The sequence below is a fragment of the Shimia sp. R9_3 genome (assembly GCF_017743755.1).
GTDB lineage: Bacteria > Pseudomonadota > Alphaproteobacteria > Rhodobacterales > Rhodobacteraceae > Shimia.
Window position 1 is genome coordinate 84,966 of sequence record NZ_JAGHRP010000005.1, and the last position, 18,154, is coordinate 103,119.

At 58.2% G+C, this 18,154-nt stretch carries 20 protein-coding genes and 1 tRNA gene; 10 read left to right on the forward strand and 11 right to left on the reverse strand.

The features are described 5' to 3' along the window. Positions 1 to 81: 81 nt before the first annotated feature. The 3 genes from J7412_RS13985 to bamE all read right to left on the reverse strand — a co-directional run bounded on the left by J7412_RS13985 (position 82) and on the right by bamE (position 3,250). Complete coding sequence (locus tag J7412_RS13985; protein ID WP_209079209.1) at positions 82 to 1,893, reverse strand: ATP-binding cassette domain-containing protein; 1,812 nt, start codon at positions 1,891 to 1,893, stop codon at positions 82 to 84. A gap of 60 nt (positions 1,894 to 1,953) precedes the next feature. Beyond that, the gene (locus J7412_RS13990; RefSeq protein WP_209079210.1) at positions 1,954 to 2,682 is read right to left on the reverse strand and encodes a GNAT family N-acyltransferase; all 729 of its coding nucleotides are present in this window, start codon (positions 2,680 to 2,682) and stop codon (positions 1,954 to 1,956) included. 94 nt (positions 2,683 to 2,776) lie between these two features. After that, complete coding sequence (bamE, locus tag J7412_RS13995; protein ID WP_209079211.1) at positions 2,777 to 3,250, reverse strand: outer membrane protein assembly factor BamE; 474 nt, start codon at positions 3,248 to 3,250, stop codon at positions 2,777 to 2,779. 110 nt (positions 3,251 to 3,360) lie between these two features. Here bamE and J7412_RS14000 point away from each other — a divergent pair, with 110 nt between their 5' ends. From J7412_RS14000 to J7412_RS14035, 8 genes are all read left to right on the forward strand, one after another. After that, positions 3,361 to 3,921 (forward strand): DUF177 domain-containing protein, encoded by a 561-nt coding sequence (locus J7412_RS14000; protein WP_247743938.1) that lies wholly within the window; start codon positions 3,361 to 3,363, stop codon positions 3,919 to 3,921. A 138-nt stretch (positions 3,922 to 4,059) separates the two neighbouring features. Next, positions 4,060 to 4,266, forward strand: coding sequence for a 50S ribosomal protein L32 (gene rpmF, locus J7412_RS14005; RefSeq protein ID WP_058311355.1), 207 nt, complete (start codon positions 4,060 to 4,062; stop codon positions 4,264 to 4,266). 20 nt (positions 4,267 to 4,286) lie between these two features. Beyond that, on the forward strand, positions 4,287 to 5,375 hold the full coding sequence (gene plsX, locus J7412_RS14010; RefSeq protein ID WP_209079212.1) for a phosphate acyltransferase PlsX: 1,089 nt from the start codon (positions 4,287 to 4,289) through the stop codon (positions 5,373 to 5,375). 23 nt (positions 5,376 to 5,398) lie between these two features. Continuing rightward, the gene (locus tag J7412_RS14015) at positions 5,399 to 6,373 is read left to right on the forward strand and encodes a beta-ketoacyl-ACP synthase III (RefSeq protein ID WP_209079213.1); all 975 of its coding nucleotides are present in this window, start codon (positions 5,399 to 5,401) and stop codon (positions 6,371 to 6,373) included. 123 nt (positions 6,374 to 6,496) lie between these two features. Then, positions 6,497 to 6,799 carry an integration host factor subunit alpha gene (ihfA, locus tag J7412_RS14020; protein WP_209063326.1) on the forward strand — a complete coding sequence of 101 codons (303 nt, stop codon included), beginning with the start codon at positions 6,497 to 6,499 and terminating at the stop codon, positions 6,797 to 6,799. 15 nt (positions 6,800 to 6,814) lie between these two features. Then, a complete protein-coding gene (locus J7412_RS14025) occupies positions 6,815 to 8,059 on the forward strand; it encodes a MerR family transcriptional regulator (protein ID WP_209079214.1) in 1,245 nt (414 codons plus the stop codon). Between the two features lie 73 nt (positions 8,060 to 8,132). Then, positions 8,133 to 8,209, forward strand: a tRNA-Pro gene (locus J7412_RS14030). A 58-nt stretch (positions 8,210 to 8,267) separates the two neighbouring features. Beyond that, positions 8,268 to 9,344: a 2'-deoxycytidine 5'-triphosphate deaminase gene (locus tag J7412_RS14035; protein ID WP_209079215.1), complete on the forward strand. Its 1,077-nt coding sequence runs from the start codon at positions 8,268 to 8,270 to the stop codon at positions 9,342 to 9,344. A gap of 21 nt (positions 9,345 to 9,365) precedes the next feature. Here the strand turns inward: J7412_RS14035 and J7412_RS14040 are convergent, their stop codons facing one another. From J7412_RS14040 to J7412_RS14070, 7 genes are all read right to left on the reverse strand, one after another. Then, positions 9,366 to 9,590, reverse strand: a complete 225-nt coding sequence (locus J7412_RS14040) for a hypothetical protein (RefSeq protein WP_209079216.1) — start codon at positions 9,588 to 9,590, stop codon at positions 9,366 to 9,368. Positions 9,591 to 9,677: 87 nt separating this feature from the next. Next, a complete protein-coding gene (gene scpB / locus J7412_RS14045; protein ID WP_209079217.1) occupies positions 9,678 to 10,394 on the reverse strand; it encodes an SMC-Scp complex subunit ScpB in 717 nt (238 codons plus the stop codon). Then, positions 10,387 to 11,199 carry a ScpA family protein gene (locus tag J7412_RS14050; protein WP_209063334.1) on the reverse strand — a complete coding sequence of 271 codons (813 nt, stop codon included), beginning with the start codon at positions 11,197 to 11,199 and terminating at the stop codon, positions 10,387 to 10,389. The genes scpB and J7412_RS14050 overlap by 8 nt, the downstream gene beginning before the upstream one ends. 12 nt (positions 11,200 to 11,211) lie before the next feature. Beyond that, positions 11,212 to 12,195, reverse strand: coding sequence for a beta-N-acetylhexosaminidase (nagZ, locus tag J7412_RS14055; RefSeq protein WP_209079218.1), 984 nt, complete (start codon positions 12,193 to 12,195; stop codon positions 11,212 to 11,214). After that, positions 12,192 to 13,220, reverse strand: a complete 1,029-nt coding sequence (locus tag J7412_RS14060) for an SPOR domain-containing protein (protein WP_209079219.1) — start codon at positions 13,218 to 13,220, stop codon at positions 12,192 to 12,194. Before J7412_RS14060 ends, nagZ begins: the two co-directional genes overlap by 4 nt. Positions 13,221 to 13,311: 91 nt before the next feature. Next, positions 13,312 to 15,057 (reverse strand): arginine--tRNA ligase, encoded by a 1,746-nt coding sequence (gene argS, locus J7412_RS14065; RefSeq protein ID WP_209079220.1) that lies wholly within the window; start codon positions 15,055 to 15,057, stop codon positions 13,312 to 13,314. A 73-nt stretch (positions 15,058 to 15,130) separates the two neighbouring features. Next, complete coding sequence (locus J7412_RS14070) at positions 15,131 to 16,270, reverse strand: deoxyguanosinetriphosphate triphosphohydrolase (RefSeq protein WP_209079221.1); 1,140 nt, start codon at positions 16,268 to 16,270, stop codon at positions 15,131 to 15,133. A gap of 93 nt (positions 16,271 to 16,363) precedes the next feature. Here J7412_RS14070 and J7412_RS14075 point away from each other — a divergent pair, with 93 nt between their 5' ends. Together J7412_RS14075 and xth are read left to right on the forward strand one after the other, a co-directional pair. Beyond that, positions 16,364 to 16,687 carry an iron-sulfur cluster assembly accessory protein gene (locus J7412_RS14075; protein WP_209079222.1) on the forward strand — a complete coding sequence of 108 codons (324 nt, stop codon included), beginning with the start codon at positions 16,364 to 16,366 and terminating at the stop codon, positions 16,685 to 16,687. 78 nt (positions 16,688 to 16,765) lie between these two features. Further along, a complete protein-coding gene (xth, locus tag J7412_RS14080) occupies positions 16,766 to 17,545 on the forward strand; it encodes an exodeoxyribonuclease III (RefSeq protein WP_209079223.1) in 780 nt (259 codons plus the stop codon). Here the strand turns inward: xth and J7412_RS14085 are convergent. After that, positions 17,542 to 18,153 (reverse strand): SOS response-associated peptidase, encoded by a 612-nt coding sequence (locus J7412_RS14085; RefSeq protein WP_209079224.1) that lies wholly within the window; start codon positions 18,151 to 18,153, stop codon positions 17,542 to 17,544. The genes xth and J7412_RS14085 overlap by 4 nt on opposite strands. Position 18,154: the final 1 nt, after the last annotated feature.

Consider the following 18,154-nt stretch of genomic DNA (forward strand, 5'->3'; position numbering starts at 1 on the left):
CCACCGTCCCAAAGCAACATATTCAAGAATCGCAGACCTCCGCGATAACGACGCAATACAGACGCGATACCGACGTGCGATTCAGGTGTTGCGTTCGGCCTTTTCCTCCAGCGTCAGCCACTCATCCTCGGCCTCCGAAAGCGCCGTTTGACGCTCCACCAGCGCCTCTGTCGCCTTCTGGAATTTCACCGGTTCTTTGGTGAAAAGCTCCGGGTCCGCCATGAATTCTTCGAGCTTCGCGATCTCCGCTTCCAGCCGTTCCATGATCCCCGGCAACGCCTCAAGACGGTGTTTTTCGGTAAAGCTCAGCCCTGCTGCGGGCGCTTTTTCCTGCTTCACCTTTTCCGCTTTAGCTTTTGTTTTTTCGGCCTTTTTCGGCGCATCTTCCTGCCGCTGCGCTCGGTAATCCGACCAGCCCCCAGCATAGGTTACAGCCCGGCCATTGCCTTCCAGGGCAATGGTTGTGGTGGCCACACGGTCAAGAAAATCCCGGTCGTGGCTCACCAAAAGCACGGTGCCGACATAGTCATCCAGCAGCTCCTGCAGAAGATCCAGCGTCTCCACATCAAGGTCATTTGTCGGCTCGTCCATGACCAAAAGATTGCTCTCTTTGGCCATCAGTTTTGCGAGCAGCAACCGCGCCTTCTCACCACCGGAAAGAGACCGCACAGGCGCTCTTGCTTGGCGATCATCAAACAGAAATTCTTTAAGGTATCCAACAACATGCTTGGGGTTTCCGCGCACCATCACCTGATCCGCCTTGCCCGAAACCCGCATCTCAGGATCGCCTGTGAGACTGTCCCAGAGGGTCATTTCAGGGTCCAGTTTCGCGCGCGCCTGGTCAAACACCGCAGGCAGCAGATTGGTGCCCAAAGTCACCGTCCCGGCATCCGGTTCAAGCTCCCCCATCAGCATCTTGATCAGCGTGGTTTTGCCCACACCATTTGGCCCCACAAAGGCCACCCGATCCCCGCGCTGCACCGTCAGAGAGAAGTCCGACACAATGGCTTTGTCGCCAAATCCTTTGGACAAGCCCTTGGCATCAATCACCTTTTTGCCAGACTTTGGCGCCGCCGACAGCTCCATCGCCGCAGAGCCCTGCCGCGAGATCATCGAGGCACGCTCTGCCCGCAGATCCTTCAGCGCCCGCACACGCCCCTGATTGCGCTTGCGCCGCGCACTGATGCCTTCCACCGCCCAACGCGCCTCAGCTTTGATCTTGCGATCCATCTTGTGGCGCTGGATGTCTTCTTCTTCCCAAACCTTGTCGCGCCAGGCCTCAAACGCCTCAAAGCCTTTCTCCTGACGCCGCACCATTCCCCTGTCAATCCAAAGGGTTGCACGGGTCAGAGCACGCAGAAACGCGCGGTCGTGGCTGATCAGAACATAGCCCGCGCGCGTCGCTTTCAGCTCCGCCTCAAGCCAGGCAATGGCCTCGATATCAAGGTGGTTTGTCGGCTCATCCAGCAGCATCAACTCCGGAGCCTCGGCCATCAGTCGTGCCAAAGCCGCCCGCCGCCGCTCCCCGCCAGAGGCAGTCTCCACCGCGCCCGCCGGGTCAAACTTGAGGCCTTCACCGGCCCGCTCAACCTTGTACATCTCACCCGGATCAAGGCTTACCGAAGCGAAATCCCCAAGCGTCGCAAACCCTTTCATATCAGGGTCTTGCTCCATGTAGCCCACGCTGATGCCCGGCGGCACAACGATCTCTCCGCGGTCCGCTTCAACCAGCCCGGCCATCACCTTCATCAAGGTGGATTTGCCCGAGCCGTTGCGCCCGACCAGCGCCACCCGATCCCCGGGCTGCACCACAAGGCTCAGCTGATCAAAAACCGGATCTCCGCCAAAGGTCAGGGAGATATCGTTCATCTGCAAAAGAGGTATACGTGCCATGACAAAAGCGCCTAGCCCGCAAATGAAACCCCGTCAACCTTCGCCGGGCCGAGTTCGAGCTTATGCCGTCAGCGCCCGCAGCAAGCGTTTGCGCGCCGGCGGAATCGCTTTGATCTCAACACCGGTAAACACATGCAGCGTATTCATTTTTTCATCCACGACGGCGTGATCACTGACCCAGCCCCCCATCATCAGATAACTGCGCAACATAGGCGGCATGTGCCGCTGTGCGAGCTTGAGATTCGGCCTGTGGCGCAACCGCGCGGCAAAGCGAAACACGCTGGGTGCCTTGACCTTAGGAAGCCACCTTTTAGGTGCAAGATGACGGTCCCTGAGCATAGCGAAGCTGTCGAGGTAGTAGTTGGCATCCGTACCTGAGAAAGACGCGCAGCCAAAGAGAAGTTCGACATTGTTTTCATCGACATAGGCGGTCATCGCCGCCCATGCTAGGCGCAACACATCGGGGTCGTGCACCTCAGGGTGCATACAAAACCGCCCCATCTCCACCATGCGCCCCTGATACTCTTGCAGGGCGCTCAATTCGTAATATTGCGCGGCATAGCTCCGCCCGATATCGGCCCCATCGGTGAGCGGCAACATCCTGAAAACACAGACCAAACGCCCGCTCGCGCACGCCTCAATCAGGTAGTGTGTGCAGATTGGATCAAAATCGTCGCAGTCCAGGGCATCGGCTGTCCCGTGAAACGCCAGATGCCTCAGCCGCTGCGCCGCTTGCAAATCCTTTTCGCCGGCGGCGATCCGTACCTGATAACGGCCTTGTTGCAGCATCTTCTTGCCTATGGGCTGGTCCCGAATACGATGTATTTAGCAGACCGCCGGTGACAGCCAAATGACATACGCCCGACGGTTTTGTCTCAACGGCTTAGAAGTCACCCGAGCCCGGAGCCGGTGTACCAATAGGCGAGAAGTTTCCGAGGTTTCTGCCGAGCTGCCGCAGCAAACCACCGGACTGGATGTTGTTGTCGGTGATCCGGCGTGACAACGGCACGACCTGCCCGTCTTCCAACGCATATTGCTCAATGTTGCGCGCGATTCCGTTGCCATCAAAACCAATGGCCACGATCTGGCGATCCACCACTTCCGGCCGACGCGGGCCAAAGTGTTTTACGCGGCTGCGTACATAGAGATAGCCGCTGTCGTTCAAAACACCAGAGGCAGACGGAGGGCCAAAGGTCTCTGCAATGGAATCGCGGGTATCCACTCCTAGCGTGATCGAAGCCAGCTCTTCATCAGAGGGCACATAGCCGTGATTTCTATATCGCGTCGCACAGGAGGCCAGAGACAAAATCACCGCCCCCATGACCGTCACTTTGATCATCGTCTTGCGCGTGTTCATCTTTGTCCTCTTGTGTTGGCTCGTCTTGCCTTTTATCTCGCTTATAGAAGGAATGCGCGCGGTTCAAGAAAGTAAGCGCGTTGGATTACTCCAGACCAAAGTCAGAAACCATGTCACAAACTGTGCCCCCTTCCACCACATTTCGTGTGGCGGACCTCCCGCAAAATCGCGCCACGCCGTTTGAGCTGCGCCCCGATCCGCAAACGCTTGAGACCATTGCCAAAGAGCTTGATTTGATAGGGCTCAAAAAGCTGGTCTTTAAAGGCGAGATCCACGCCTTTGGCAAAAACGACTGGGAGCTTGTGGCCGACCTTGGGGCAACTGTCGTCCAGCCCTGCGTAGTGTCTCTGGATCCTGTGACTTCACGAATAGATGAAGAGATCGAGCGCCGCTTCCTCGCCCAGATGCCAGAATTGGTTGCTGAAGACGAAGAAGTTGAGATGCCTGAGGACGAAGACGCCGAACCGCTTGGCAGCACCATTGATGTCTTTGCGGTCATGCAGGAAGCCTTGGCGCTGAATGTCCCGCAGTTTCCGCGCGCTGCTGGCGCAGAACTGCAAGATGCCGTCTTTACCGAAGCGGGGAAAAAGGCGATGACAGACGAAGATGCACGCCCCTTTGCTGGCTTGGCGGCCCTGCGGGACCAACTGTCGGCAAAAGACAACGAATAGGGCTTGCGTTGTGGGAAAATCGCAGTATTTTCGCGCGCTCATTCGAATTTAGCGTTGGACTCGGGCGCGCTTATTGCGTAGAGGCTCAGGACGCTCAGGAAAACGGGCAACTTGCCCCAGTAAATCAAAGGTTGCGACATGGCTGTCCAGCAGAACAAAGTATCTAAATCGCGCCGCAACAACCGCCGTGCACACGACGCCCTGGTTGCAGCGAACCCTAACGAATGCCCAAACTGCGGCGAGCTGAAGCGCCCTCACCACGTGTGCGCATCCTGCGGCCACTACGACGACCGTGAAGTCGTTGCGATGGTTGAAGACGTCGATCTGGACGAAGACGCAGCATAAACAACAGGATCTGCGTCCTCATGGCCGGTTTGACTACATCAGCAAACCCCGTTGGCGGGCGCACGGTGATCTCAGTTGACGCCATGGGTGGCGATCGCGGGCCGGCAGCTGTTGTTGCCGGCATTTCGCTGTCTGCGAACAAAAACCCGGATATTGCTTTCATTCTGCACGGCCCTGAAGCCGAGCTGAAACCTTTGGTTGCGCGCAAACGCAATCTCGAAGGGCGCGTGGAGATTCGCGATGTCTCCGGTGCGGTTGCAATGGAAGACAAGCCGCGCGACGTGATACGGCGCGGGAAATCCACCTCCATGTGGTCCGCCATCGAATCGGTGCGCTCCGGCGAAGCCGATGCCGTGGTCAGCTGCGGCAACACCGGCGCGCTCATGATGCTCTCCGTTGTCCGCCTGCGCAAAATTCTAGGAGTGGACCGCCCGGCCATCGCCATTCTTTGGCCATCCCGCGCCCCGCAGGGCTTCAACATCATGCTCGACGCCGGTGCGGACATCAGCGCGGATGAACATGACCTGCTGCAATATGCCCTGATGGGGGCCTCCTACGCGCGCAATGGCATGGAGCTTCAACGCCCCCGTGTTGGCCTGCTGAATGTCGGCACCGAAGAACACAAAGGGCGCAACGAGCTCAAGCTCGCGCACGACCTGATCGCGCGCAATGCCGAGATCGCGAACTATGATTTTGTCGGCTTTGTAGAAGGCAATGACATTCCGTCAGACAAGGCCGACGTGATTGTTACAGATGGCTTCACAGGCAATGTGGCGCTTAAGACCGGCGAAGGCACCGCAGGGCTGATTGGCGCCCGTTTGCGTGAGGCGTTCAAGTATTCGCCTCTGTCGCGTCTCGCGGCTCTGATGGCCTACACCTCCCTGAACCGCCTCAACAAACGCATAGACCCGCGTCGCGTGAATGGCGGTGTTTTCCTTGGTCTCAACGGAACCGTCGTGAAATCACATGGCTCCTCTGATGCCACCGGTGTTTCCTCCGCGGTAAAGCTTGCGTTCAAACTTGCGCAATCAGGCTTCTCTGAAAAGCTCGCCGCGCGGGTTGCATCTGCGGTTTCCCTGCCGCAAGATGCCGAGAACTCAAGCGAATAACTATAATATAGCAAGGCTCACAGATGACGACACGCGCCGTGGTTTTGGGTATAGGCCACTACTTGCCCGAACGGGTCGTTCCAAACGCCGAGTTTGAAAAAACCCTCGACACGACCGACGAATGGATTCGCACGCGCTCAGGCATTGAGCGCCGCCATTTTGCCGCAGATGATCAAACCACCTCTGACCTGGGCAGCCTCGCAGCCAAAGCCGCACTGCAAAATGCCGGGCTGGAGGCAGATGACCTTGATGCAATTGTTGTGGCTACCTCGACACCGGATCTGACATTCCCATCTGTTGCCACCATGGTGCAGCAGAAAATTGGCATGACCCGCGGCTTTGGGTTTGACGTTCAGGCGGTTTGCGCCGGATTTGTCTATGCGCTGACAAACGCCAATGCGTTGATCGTTTCTGGCCAAGCCAAACGTGTGATGGTGATCGGTGCCGAAACTTTCAGCCGGATCATGGATTGGACAGACCGCGCCACTTGCGTGCTTTTTGGGGACGGCGCAGGCGCACTTATTCTCGAAGCGCAAGAAGGCGAAGGCACATCCTCTGATCGCGGCATTCTGAGCGCTGACCTAAATTCTGATGGCCGCTATCGCGATATGCTGTATGTCGACGGCGGGGTCTCCACCTCTGGTGTCTCCGGAAAACTGCGCATGCAGGGCAACGCGCTCTTCCGTCAGGCGGTCGAGAAGCTTGCCTTTACGGCACAAACCGCGCTCGACAAGATCAATCTGGGCCATGATGACGTCGCCTGGATCGTGCCGCATCAAGCCAATATCCGGATCATTCAAGGCACCGCAAAAAAGCTCGGCATCCCGATGGAGCGCGTGATTGTCACCGTTCAGGACCATGGCAACACGTCTGCAGCCTCCATTCCGCTTGCGCTTTCCGTTGGTGTTGCCGACGGCAAAATCAAACCCGGCGACCTGCTCGTAACCGAAGCTATTGGCGGTGGTTTGGCTTGGGGATCGGTGGCGCTTCGTTGGTAAGCATTGCCGCCTAAGCCTTTGGTGCGCATCAAAGTTAAACGGGGCTGGCACAGCCCAAATCATTGACTTATAAATTCCCATGCCTCTATGTTTTTTGAGAGCGTTATTCACAGGGGGGACTGCATGACTGGAAAGACATTGACCCGGATGGACCTGAGCGAAGCCGTGTTTCGCGAAGTGGGCCTTTCCCGAAATGATTCCGCGCAACTCGTAGAGAGTGTTCTGGCACATATGTCCGATGCACTGGTCCGTGGCGAACAGGTGAAGATCTCTTCGTTCGGCACCTTCAGCGTCCGCGACAAGGCCGCCCGCGTTGGCCGCAACCCCAAAACCGGTGAGGAAGTGCCGATCAACCCGCGTCGCGTGCTGACCTTCCGCCCGTCTCACCTGATGAAAGACCGCGTCGCGGCAGGCAATAAGAAATAAAGCGAGTTACATCCCATGGCGAAATCCCGGGAGGCCTTTCGCACAATCAGCGAAGTGGCCGATTGGCTTGATGTCCAAACCCATGTTCTTCGGTTCTGGGAAAGCAAATTCTCGCAGGTGAAACCTGTCAAACGTGCCGGTGGTCGACGCTACTATCGACCGCAGGACATGGAATTGCTGGGCGGTATCAAAAAGCTTTTGCACGAAGATGGCATGCCCATCAAAGATGCGCAGAAGCTCATTCGCGAAATGGGTGTGAAACACGTTTCTTCGCTATCTCAGCCCATAGACGAGCCAAGCAAGTCCCCTGCTAAGGCAGAAATCGAAGCGACGCCGGAACCGGTGGCGACTGAGACGAAGGTCGCGCCATCTCCTGAGATGGCGTTTACCCCATCTGAAACAACCGAAGCGCCAGCCTTTGAGCCCCAAGAAGAGCTCGAAGAAACGCCGCTGCCAGAAGCTTCTGAAACAGAAGTGACCGGCACAGACGAGCAAGAGATTTCGCAGGACGAGATTGCGGCTCCTGTGGCTTCAGGCGCAGATGATCTGGAAACCCCGCCTCTCTTTGAGCCGGAAGAGCTTCCAGACAGGGTGGCGGCGGGCACCGCTGACGCGGAGATGAGCTTTGAGCCAACGCCAAGTGCCAGCGACGACGCGCCGGCCTCGGCGCCAGCTGCCAACAACACAATAGGTAGCGCGGACACCGCAACTATAGGCGATCTCTTTGCCTCTTTGGACGCTGCATCGGCAGAACAAGAGCTCGACTCTGTCTTAGAGACCGAAACGCCTGAGCCTGCGACAGACTCCTCTACGCCAACGGATGTAGAAGCGGATTTCACTGTCGAGGACACGCTTGAAACAAGCCCGACCGACATGCCGGAACCGGCGTTTAAGTCCGAAGTCAGTGAAGCGCCAGAAACGACTGCCCCTGCCGCTTCTTCTCCGGAACAGGCTGCTCCGTTTGCTGCAGACACAGCTCAGGCTGTTGATGCGTCTGCCGAGAACGAGCCTTTCGCACCTGAACAGACAGCACCTGCGACGCCTGAAGATATGCCTTCAGTAGACGCAGTTCAGCCCGCAAGTGCAGAGGAAGGCCAGCCTGTCGAGGCAGAAACAACCGGCATGACAATAGAACAGGAGGAAAGCCAAGATGCCTTCCTTTCCGTGTTCACCAAACAGGTGCGTGTGGCTCCAGAAAATCAAAGCCGCGCCGCTGAGCTTTTAGCGCGCCTTGAGGCATTGCACGCCAAAGCAAGCTAATCCGGAAGGGTGCGAAAAAGTTGCAATTTTTGACTTGCTCCCGCCCGCAATTCCGTTATGAACAGCCCATCGTCGGGCTATGGCGCAGCCTGGTAGCGCGTCCGTCTGGGGGACGGAAGGTCGCAGGTTCGAGTCCTGCTAGCCCGACCATTCAAAACCGCCCGTGTGCCGCAAGGTCCGGGCGTTTTGTATATCCGGAAGGACCATTATGACCGGCGTATTGCCCAGCCAAACCATTGAAACCATGCTGACAAACGGCGAAATTCGCGTGTCAGAGCCGGTTGTTGAAGGCCAGGTCCAACCTGCATCGCTTGATCTGCGCCTGGGCAATGTTGCCTATCGCGTGCGCGCATCATTCCTGGCCGGACAGGGCCGCACGGTGGCCGAACGTCTCAGCGAATTTGAGATGCACCGTATTGACCTTTCAGATGGCGCGGTGCTGGAAAAGGGCTGCGTTTATGTCGTGCCCCTGATGGAAGCGCTTAACCTTCCCGAAGATGTTCAAGCTGTTGCCAACGCCAAAAGCTCAACTGGCCGACTGGACCTGCTGACCCGCACCATCACGGATGGCGGCACGGAATTTGACCGCATCGCTGCCGGTTACAACGGCCCACTTTATGCAGAGATCTGCCCACGCAGCTTTTCGGTGCTGGTGCGCCCTGGAATGCGCCTCAACCAGATTCGCTTCCGTGCGGGACAAAGCCTCCTGAGCGACGCCGATCTGCGCGTCTTGCATGAGCGCAGCCCACTGGTGGACGGCGAGGCTGTAATTGACGACGGTCTTGGCTTTTCTGTCGATCTGAAACCCGCAGACGGCACTCTTGTTGGTTATCGTGCCAAGCCGCACACGGGCGTGATTGATCTGGAAAATATCGGGCATTACGACCCCTCAGAATACTGGGAAGAGTTGCACAGCTCGGACGGAAAGATCATTCTCGATCCCGGCGCATTCTACATTCTGGTGAGCCGTGAAGCCGTGCATATCCCACCGGCTTATGCCGCTGAGATGGCTCCGTTCCTTGCGATGGTCGGTGAATTCCGCGTTCACTACGCGGGCTTCTTTGATCCGGGCTTTGGCCACGCTGAAGCTGGTGGAACAGGGTCACGGGGCGTGTTGGAAGTACGCTGCCACGAGGCCCCCTTTGTGTTGGAACATGGCCAGGTGGTCGGACGCTTGGTCTATGAGCGCATGGCGGATGTGCCAGAACAGCTATATGGCGCTGGCATTGCGTCCAACTATCAGGGTCAAGGCCTGAAACTCAGCAAACATTTTAAGGCAGCGTAACACAGACGCTGCCATCGGAGCTTAGAAGCGATTCAGCCGGCGCATCGCGCGCATGGCTTGTTTGGCCTGCTTGCTCCCTTGCGGGTTCACTTGCGGCCCCTGCCCTTCGTCACCATTCGCGCGCGCATGTTTCTGGGACTTGCCACGCGATTTGGACAGGGCGTCAAAGCCTGCGTTGATCCCGCCATTCACCAGCCGCCGCACAACCTGACGGATGACCATATTGATAAGTTGGTTCGCGTTCATTTTGCGCGCTCCCTGCTGCCTCAAGCGGAATGTATACTAAGATTGCGCCGAATTTAAGGCCCACGCTCCCTGTTGTCGGGATTGTGTTTAATCCTCAAAGAGTTCGGATTGGCCTGTGACGGCCTCTTCGTCCTCATCATCACCTGTGGATACACCCAACGGGATGGTGCCCGGCGGCGGACGGTTCTCCAAAAGCCCCGCGGCACGCAGTTCTTTCAAACCGGGCAGATCGCGCGCACTGGACAGGCCAAAATGATCCAGAAACTCAGGCGTCACCACAAAGGTCACCGGACGTCCCGGGGTCATCTTACGACGCCCTAAACGGATCCATTCCATTTCAAGCAACTGATCAACCGTGCCCCGGCTCACGCTCACGCCCCGGATTTCTTCGATCTCGGCGCGAGTCACCGGCTGATGGTATGCGATAATGGCAAGTGTTTCGATCGCTGCACGCGACAGCTTGCGCGTCTCAACGGTTTCTTTCTGCAGCAAAAAGCTTAGATCAGGCGCTGTCCGCATGGCCCAAGCGTCGCCCACTTTGACTACACGCACGCCGCGCCCCTCATAGCGCTTGCGCAGGTGCGCCAGCGCCTCCGCCGCATCACAGCCGTGGGGCATGCGATCGTTCATTTCCTTGACGCTCACGGGCTCTGTGCTGGCAAAGAGGATCGCTTCACACATGCGCTCCTGCTCCGCAATGGGCGGTGCCTCAAACAGGCTTTCCTCCTGCCCGGGCCGCTCTTTGCGCGCAGCCTCAGCCTCTGCCCCGGAATCAATATTGGCGGCGTTGTCGGTCTCAGTCATCCCTGTCGTCTCTCCTGCGCACTTCTATCGGCGCAAAGGTCTCGCTTTGCCGGATAAATACCTTGCCCTCCTTGGCCAGCTCCAAAGACGCTGCAAATGTCGCCGCCGTGGCCGAACGCCGTTTCTTCGGATCGTTCTCCCACCCAGTTGGCAAGTAGCTTAAAATATCCGTCCAAGCGCCAGCAAAGCCGATCAACCCGCGCATGCGCTCCAAGGCTTCTTCCATCGTAAAGACGGATTCGCGGTCCATCACAAATGGGCGGAACTCATCTTTGGTTTTAAGCCGCGCATATCCCTGCATCAGGTCAAGCAGTGTGGCTGTGAATGTCACTTTGCGCACACGCTCCACGCTCTCTGGGATGCCGCGCGCAAAAAAATCTCGCCCCAACCGATCACGCGCCATGAGCTTGGCCGCCGCATCACGCATCGCTTGCAAGCGTTCCAACTGAAACGCCAAGTGCGCAGCGAGTTCTTCGCCCGAGGGGCCTTCTTCCGTGGGATCAGGAGGGAGCAGCAACCGCGACTTCAGAAAGGCAAGCCATGCGGCCATCACCAAATAATCCGCTGCGAGCTCCAGCCGCAAACGCTTGGCCCGTTCCACGAAATCAAGATATTGCTGAGCCAGCTCCAGAATAGAGATCTTGCGCAGATCCACCTTCTGCGTGCGCGACAGCGTCAACAAAAGGTCCAATGGCCCTTCAAAACCATCGACATCCACAATCAGAGCCTCAGCCGCCATACGCTCAGCGACAGTCATCTCCCCCGTGTCATCGGGTCCGGTGTCTTCGATGTCAGTGTCGGCCATTCACCTGCCCGTTCAGAACGCTTTAAGTTCCTCGGCAAGCGCTTCAATGTCAACAGGTTGTGGCACGCGCTTGATCGCCAGAACGGCCTCAGCCCGCGCCTGTGCCGCATCACTCATCTCACCGCAAGCTTCCGCAACGGCCTGTCGATCCGCAAAGCTGCCATTGCAGTGCAGAACCGCGTCACAGCCTGCCGCCAGCGATGCGATGGAACGCTCAGCAACGGTGCCGCTCAAGGCTTCCATACCGATGTCATCGGTCATGATCAGACCACCAAAGCCAATGTCCTCGCGGATCATCTGCATTGCTTTGGCAGAGGTGGTTGCCGGGGCATCATCAACCGCATCAAATACGATATGTGCGGTCATGCCCATCGGTAGGTCATTTAGCGCCCGAAAGGGGGCGAAATCGGCCTCAAGCTCCGCGCGTGGAGCTGTCACGCGGGGAAGATCCAAGTGGCTGTCCACAAAGGCGCGGCCATGGCCCGGCATATGTTTGATCACCGGCAAGACACCGCCATCCAGCAGGCCATCGGCAACCGCGCGTCCGATCTCAGCAACTTTCGCGCTGTCATCGCCATAACAGCGATTTTGGAGGAATTTGTGGGTTTCAGGGCGTGCCACATCCACAATGGGGGCGCAGTTGCTATCAATCCCGAGGCCCCGCAGCTCATGCGCAATCATACGGTAGCGCAGATACATCGCGCGGGCGGCATTCTCACCGGCCTGTGCCACTTGCTCCAAAGGCGGCAGCCATTCCGTGGCCATGGGTGCGCGAATGCGCTGTACACGCCCGCCCTCCTGATCAATGGTGATCGGCGCATCATGGTCGACGCAGGCGCGTAGATCATCGCACAGCGCCCGCACTTGATCCGCAGTGTCGATATTGCGCGCAAAAAGGATGAAGCCAAAAGGCCGCGTCTCGCGAAAGAGCGCTTTCTCCTCCGCAGTTACGCGCAGACCTTCGCAGCCGGAAATGACCGCACCAAACCGGCTCACCGGGTGGTCACCGGAATACAGTCCGCGTTTTCAGCTTTCAGAGCGGAACACAGACGACGTGCATCACTAACGTTTTCAAAACCCATGGCGCGCAGCCGGTAAAAAACGCGGCCTCCGCTGCTGGCTTTCTGGATCACGCGGGTTTTGTCGCCCAGATACGGCTCAAAACGGCTCTGAAGGCGGGCCCATTCAGCGCTCGCAATTTCTGCGGTTTCATAGGCACCAAGCTGGACAAGACGTGTCCCTGCAGGAATATCTTCCGGATCGATGGATTTCAGCACGCTGCCCACAGCGGCATCAATCGCAGCAATTTGCTGTTGTCGCGGAGAGGCTGACAAGCCTGCAGGGCGCAACACGGGCCGCAAGGAGCGCTTGATCCCACCTTGAATCTCGGGCTTGGGTGTCTCGGTTTCTGGCGCGATCTCGCTCTCAGCTTCGATCACATTCAGCGACGCGGGGATGGCCTGTGCCTCTGCCGCTTCGGTGCCGCTCAAAAGTGTTGCCCCGGCAGAGAGCTGCGCAGCAAGCTCTTCAACCGACAAAGGTTTGCTCACGTCCAAAGCCGCGGGGGCTACGATCGGAGCTGTATCAGCAAGCGTCAGCGTGTCCGTTTCCACCGCTGGTGGTGACACACGCGTGACCGGTTGCTCTGCGGCTGGAGCGGCCGCATTGGCAGCGCCAGACACAACCCGGTCTCTTTCGGTCAATGCAATCGGCGGGGGCGCGACAATCACCTGATCGGCGGGACCAGCCGCGCCGCCATCTGCCGCAACCTCATTGACCATCAAACCCTGATGGCCCGCCTGTCGTCCGCCGGGATCCTCGGGCTGAATACGCATCGGCCCTTCCAGCGCGCGCACCACAGGCACGCCGCTCACATCCCGTGAAAGAATTTGGTAGCCCCAGACGCAGGTGCCAAGCACAAGCGCTGCCGAAACAAACATACCCGCGCGATTGACCAAAAGGGCCGCATTCGGGGAGTCGCCGTTGGGCGCGCCAGGCGCACCCATTGGAATTTCTGCCATTTTCGCCTCACTGCCCGCGCGCGCTCTCGTAAGCGATACGGTGTCGCCGGGGTCGTCTTGCCTAGTCCTCAACCCCGACGAACGTGCAGTTTCAGCGCATCTCTTGCGCCGGAGTTACGCCAAGAATACCAAGACCGGCGGAAATAACAACGGCCACGGCACGTGCCAGTGCAATTTTTGCTTGGCTTGTGGCCGCATCGCCCTCTTGCACGAAACGCAGCGAGGTATCCTCATTACCTTTGTAGTAGAGCGCGTGGAGTTCTCCAGCCAATTCATAGAGATAGAAGGCAATGCGGTGCGGTTCATTTGTGCGCCCCGCAATCTCTACCAGACGCGGCCATTCAGCAATCTTTTTGGCCACACCAATCTCTGCATCATGGCCGAGCTTGCTCAGGTCAGCGCCAGCCAGCGTGGCATCGTCTGCAGTAATGCCCGCAGATGCTGCATTCTTCAGAACCGAACACACCCGCGCATGCGCGTATTGCACATAGAAAACCGGATTATCCTTGGACTGCTCCAGCACCTTGTCAAAGTCAAAGTCCAGCGGCGCATCGTTCTTGCGGGTCAGCATCACAAAACGGGTCACATCCGGCCCAACCTGATCCACCACGTCGCGCAGGGTGATGAACGTCCCTGCCCGCTTGGACATCTTGAACGGCTCACCGTTTTTGAAGAGCTTCACCAGCTGGGTCAGCTTGATGTCGAGCGGCACATTGCCGTCCGACAGAGCCGAAACCGCAGCCTTCATGCGCTTGACATAGCCGCCATGGTCCGCGCCAAAGACGTCGATCAGCGCGTCAAAGCCACGGGTGACCTTGTCATAGTGATATGCGATATCGGGCGCGAAATAGGTCCAGCTGCCATCCGATTTTTTCACCGGACGGTCAACATCGTCGCCATGATCGGTGGAGCGGAACAGGGTCTGCTCACGTGGCTCCCAGTCTTCCGGCTTCTTACCCTTTGGTGGCTCCAGCACACCTTCATAGATCAGGCCTTTGCCCTCAAGCTCCGCCAGGGCGCTCTCAATCCGGCCGGTGCCATAAAGCGACTTTTCCGAGTAGAACTTATCCATGGTCACGCCCAGCGCCTTCAGGTCAGCGCGGATCAGATCCATCATGGCTTCCGTGGCATACTCACGAATTTCGGCGAGCCAAACGTCTTCGCCTTTGTCGAGATAGGCATCGCCCACCTTTTCTTTCAGCGCTTCTCCAACCGGGATCAGATAGTCACCGGGATAGGTGCCATCTTCAAACGCCACCTCTTGTCCGTGCGCTTCCTGATAACGCAGGTACACAGAGCGCGCGAGCACATCGACCTGTGCACCACCGTCGTTGATGTAATATTCGCGCGTGACGTCAAAGCCGACAAAATCCAGAAGGCTCGCAAGTGCGTCGCCAAAGACCGCGCCGCGGGTGTGCCCCACGTGCAGTGGGCCAGTCGGGTTCGCAGAAACATACTCTACGTTGACCTTCTTGCCCGCGCCCATGGTGGAGCGGCCAAAGTCATTGCCGCCTTCCAGCGCGGCTTTCACAACATTCTGCCAGAGCACCGGCGCGAGGCGCAGGTTCAAAAAGCCGGGGCCCGCAACTTCCGCCACGTCGACACGCGCATCTTCCGCGAGCTTACCCGCCAGCGTGTCGGCAATGTCGCGCGGTTTCATTTTGGCAGGTTTGGCCAACACCATCGCTGCGTTGGTGGCCATATCGCCATGCAGCGCATCGCGCGGTGGCTCAACGGCCACGTTTTTAAAGTCCAGCCCTTCAGGCAGTGCGCCCTCGGCTTGCATCGCTTCCAGCGCGTCAATCACCAGCGCGCGGATCTCGGAAAACAGGTTCATCAGACCGTCCTATACATGTCTTTGGTCTTGTCAGATTGCGGTGGGTTTATCACCACAGGCTGTCACGTCAACGTCACTTGCCAATAAGGCGCGCGTGCTGCTGCAATGCATAGCGGTCAGTCATACCCGAAATATAGTCCGACACCATGCGCGCCACAGCGGTTTCATCGCCACATCGTCGCAGATCATCATGCCAACGTGCAGGCAGCAAATCAGGCTGCTTGAGGAACAGCGGAAACAGCTCCTCCACCACGATTGTCACTTCTTTGCGCATCTTCACAACTGAAGGCGCGCGATACATGCGGCTAAACAGGAAGGCACGGATTTCTTTGAGGTCTGCCCACAATGCGCTGGAGAATTGCACCACCGGCCTTCCGCATCCCCGCAACTCCTTCACAGATTGCGCTCCCACCTCTTCAAGCGCCGCGCGCGAGGTTGCGATCACATCGCTCACCATTACACCAAACACACGGCGCAAGGCCTCATGCCGCCGACGGATCGCTTCAAGCCCTGGATAGGTCTTGTCCACATCCGCAAAAGCATCCCCGACAATCGGCAGCGCGCAGATTTCTTCTTCGGTGAAGAGCCCAGCGCGCAACCCATCATGCAGGTCGTGGTTGTTGTAAGCCACATCATCGGCCAAGGCTGCCACCTGCGCCTCCGCACTCGCATGGGTGTGAAGCTCCAGATCATGCACCGCGTTGTAATCCGCCAGCGCGTAAGGCAGATCGCCGACAACTGGGCCATTGTGTTTCGCAATGCCTTCAAGGGTTTCCCAGGTCAGGTTCAACCCGTCAAAATTCGCATAGTGCCGCTCAAGTGATGTCACGATCCGCACCGCTTGGGCGTTGTGATCAAAGCCGCCGTAGGGCTGCATCAGCGCGTCCAGCGCATCTTCACCCGTATGGCCAAAAGGGGTGTGACCAAGATCATGCGCCAAAGCGATGGCCTCAGTGATTTCCTGATTGAGGCCCAGAGCCCCTGCGATGGTCCGCGCCACCTGCGCGACCTCAATAGAGTGGGTCAGCCGCGTGCGGAAATAATCCCCTTCATGCTCCACAAACACCTGCGTTTTGTGCTTGAGCCGCCGAAAGGCGCTGGCGTGAATGATCCTGTCCCGATCCCGCTGAAAGCATGACCGAAAGCTGCTCTCCTCCTCCGGAATGCGCCGTCCCCGCGCATGTGCCGGATCTGAGGCGTAGGGCGCATACATGTGCGTGGTCCTTGTAGCCTGTCCTTGGCTTTTCTATATTGGGTTTTGCGCCCGCTTTGAACCGGGCAAATCGCGCGAATAGGACAAAAAATCATGCAGTTGCCGCCCAAAGTAACCAAAAGAGCCTTCGAACGTCTCGCAGAGATCGGCGCCGCCGATCAGGGTCAAGCCCTGCGCGTGGCCGTCGAGGGTGGCGGATGCTCCGGCTTTCAGTATGAGATCAAGCTCGATACGCCCAAGGATGATGACCTTGTGCTTGAAGGTGCTGGAGAGAAAGTTCTGGTCGATAGCGTCTCTCTGCCGTTCTTGACGGATGCGGTCATCGACTTTTCTGAAGAGCTGATCGGTGCAAGGTTTGTGATCAACAACCCCAATGCCACCAGCTCCTGCGGCTGCGGCACCAGCTTTTCGATGTAAGCACGCGGCGTTTCTCATCTTGCCGCCACCGATGTTTGCTGGGTAGATACAAAGACCCAGCGGACAAAGGACAGCCTCATGAAAATCGCCACGTTCAACATCAATGGCATCAAGGCGCGCATCGAAACCCTGCCCCGCTGGCTGGATGAGGCGCAGCCCGATGTGGCGATCTTGCAGGAAATCAAATCCGTCGATGAGGCCTTTCCGCGCGAGATTTTTGAAGAGCGCGGCTATCAGGTCGAAACCCACGGCCAGAAGAGCTTCAATGGCGTGGCGATCCTGTCCAAGCTTCCACTGGAAGACGTGACACGCGGTCTACCCGGTGACGACAGCGACGAACAGGCCCGCTATATCGAAGCAACGGTGATGGGCGACACGCCGATCCGCATTTGTGGCCTCTACCTGCCCAACGGCAACCCGACGCCCGGGCTGAAGTACGACTACAAACTCGCATGGATGGAGCGCCTGCGCGCCCGTGCCGAAGCGCTCCTCGCAGCGGAAGAGCCTTTCCTCATGGCAGGCGACTACAACATCATCCCGCAGGATGAAGACGCCGCCCAACCCGAAGACTGGCAAGAAGACGCCCTCGCCCGCCCAGAAAGCCGCGCCGCCTATCGCCGCCTTGTGAACCTCGGCCTGACAGAGGCGTTCCGCGCCCGCATTTCTGCATCCGGCATGTATTCCTTCTGGGATTACCAAGCCGGCGCATGGAACCGCAACAACGGCATCCGCATCGACCACTTCCTGCTTAGCCCGCAATGTGCGGATCTCTTGCAGGATTGCCAAATCGACAAAGAAGAGCGCGGCCGCTCCAAACCCTCAGATCACGTGCCTGTCTGGATTGAGTTGGCGGCCTAAGGCGCGTCCCAATCCACATCTGATGCCTCTTCAATTTTGAGCCGACCATCGGGCCAAGGCACCATCAGCGGGCGCACTTCTTCCGGTGAGCCTTCCAGCCAAAGCGGCACATCCTGCTTCTCAAGCAACACGCCCATCCGGTGATGGATCAGCGCAACATCGGCGTTCGGCGCGCAAGTCACTGCCGCCACCTGATGTACCTCGCGCCCACCCGGCGCTTTCCAGACATCTGTGATCGCGGCAAAGATCAGTGGGTCGTCGCCAGATATCCGCCAAGCTGTCTTGCGCCGCGTCTCACCCGTCCATTCATACCAGCCATCGACGATAATCACGGCGCGCCCTGTGCCCTCAAAAGCCGACTTGTCAAACACGGTTTCAGAGCGCGCATTGATGATCGTTTCCATCACAGGCCGCCCACGCGCATTCACGCGCCCCACCGGGATGATCCCCCAGCGCATACGCTGAAAGCCACTTGAGGTGAGACAGACAACCTCCTGCCCCGGAGCAATATTTCGGCGCGGCGGCTCATCTTCGACCGCCGATGCATCTGCGCTGACCCACTGGCCAACATCGCGCATTTTCGTGGTCAGAAAGAACCGCCCCGGCATC

Bases quoted from the DNA above. Each gene is read 5' to 3' on its own strand.
- J7412_RS13985 (WP_209079209.1), bottom strand. From the start codon at position 1,893: ATGGCACGTATACCTCTTTTGCAGATGAACGATATCTCCCTGACCTTT.
- J7412_RS14035 (WP_209079215.1), top strand. From the start codon at position 8,268: ATGACCGGCGTATTGCCCAGCCAAACCATTGAAACCATGCTGACAAAC.
- J7412_RS13990 (WP_209079210.1), bottom strand. From the start codon at position 2,682: ATGCTGCAACAAGGCCGTTATCAGGTACGGATCGCCGCCGGCGAAAAG.
- J7412_RS14000 (WP_247743938.1), top strand. From the start codon at position 3,361: ATGTCACAAACTGTGCCCCCTTCCACCACATTTCGTGTGGCGGACCTC.
- J7412_RS14050 (WP_209063334.1), bottom strand. From the start codon at position 11,199: ATGGCCGACACTGACATCGAAGACACCGGACCCGATGACACGGGGGAG.
- argS (WP_209079220.1), bottom strand. From the start codon at position 15,057: ATGAACCTGTTTTCCGAGATCCGCGCGCTGGTGATTGACGCGCTGGAA.
- J7412_RS14060 (WP_209079219.1), bottom strand. From the start codon at position 13,220: ATGGCAGAAATTCCAATGGGTGCGCCTGGCGCGCCCAACGGCGACTCC.
- plsX (WP_209079212.1), top strand. From the start codon at position 4,287: ATGGCCGGTTTGACTACATCAGCAAACCCCGTTGGCGGGCGCACGGTG.
- rpmF (WP_058311355.1), top strand. From the start codon at position 4,060: ATGGCTGTCCAGCAGAACAAAGTATCTAAATCGCGCCGCAACAACCGC.
- J7412_RS14025 (WP_209079214.1), top strand. From the start codon at position 6,815: ATGGCGAAATCCCGGGAGGCCTTTCGCACAATCAGCGAAGTGGCCGAT.
- bamE (WP_209079211.1), bottom strand. From the start codon at position 3,250: ATGAACACGCGCAAGACGATGATCAAAGTGACGGTCATGGGGGCGGTG.
- J7412_RS14040 (WP_209079216.1), bottom strand. From the start codon at position 9,590: ATGAACGCGAACCAACTTATCAATATGGTCATCCGTCAGGTTGTGCGG.
- J7412_RS14015 (WP_209079213.1), top strand. From the start codon at position 5,399: ATGACGACACGCGCCGTGGTTTTGGGTATAGGCCACTACTTGCCCGAA.
- J7412_RS14075 (WP_209079222.1), top strand. From the start codon at position 16,364: ATGCAGTTGCCGCCCAAAGTAACCAAAAGAGCCTTCGAACGTCTCGCA.
- xth (WP_209079223.1), top strand. From the start codon at position 16,766: ATGAAAATCGCCACGTTCAACATCAATGGCATCAAGGCGCGCATCGAA.
- ihfA (WP_209063326.1), top strand. From the start codon at position 6,497: ATGACTGGAAAGACATTGACCCGGATGGACCTGAGCGAAGCCGTGTTT.
- J7412_RS14070 (WP_209079221.1), bottom strand. From the start codon at position 16,270: ATGTATGCGCCCTACGCCTCAGATCCGGCACATGCGCGGGGACGGCGC.
- scpB (WP_209079217.1), bottom strand. From the start codon at position 10,394: ATGACTGAGACCGACAACGCCGCCAATATTGATTCCGGGGCAGAGGCT.
- J7412_RS14085 (WP_209079224.1), bottom strand. From the start codon at position 18,153: ATGCCGGGGCGGTTCTTTCTGACCACGAAAATGCGCGATGTTGGCCAG.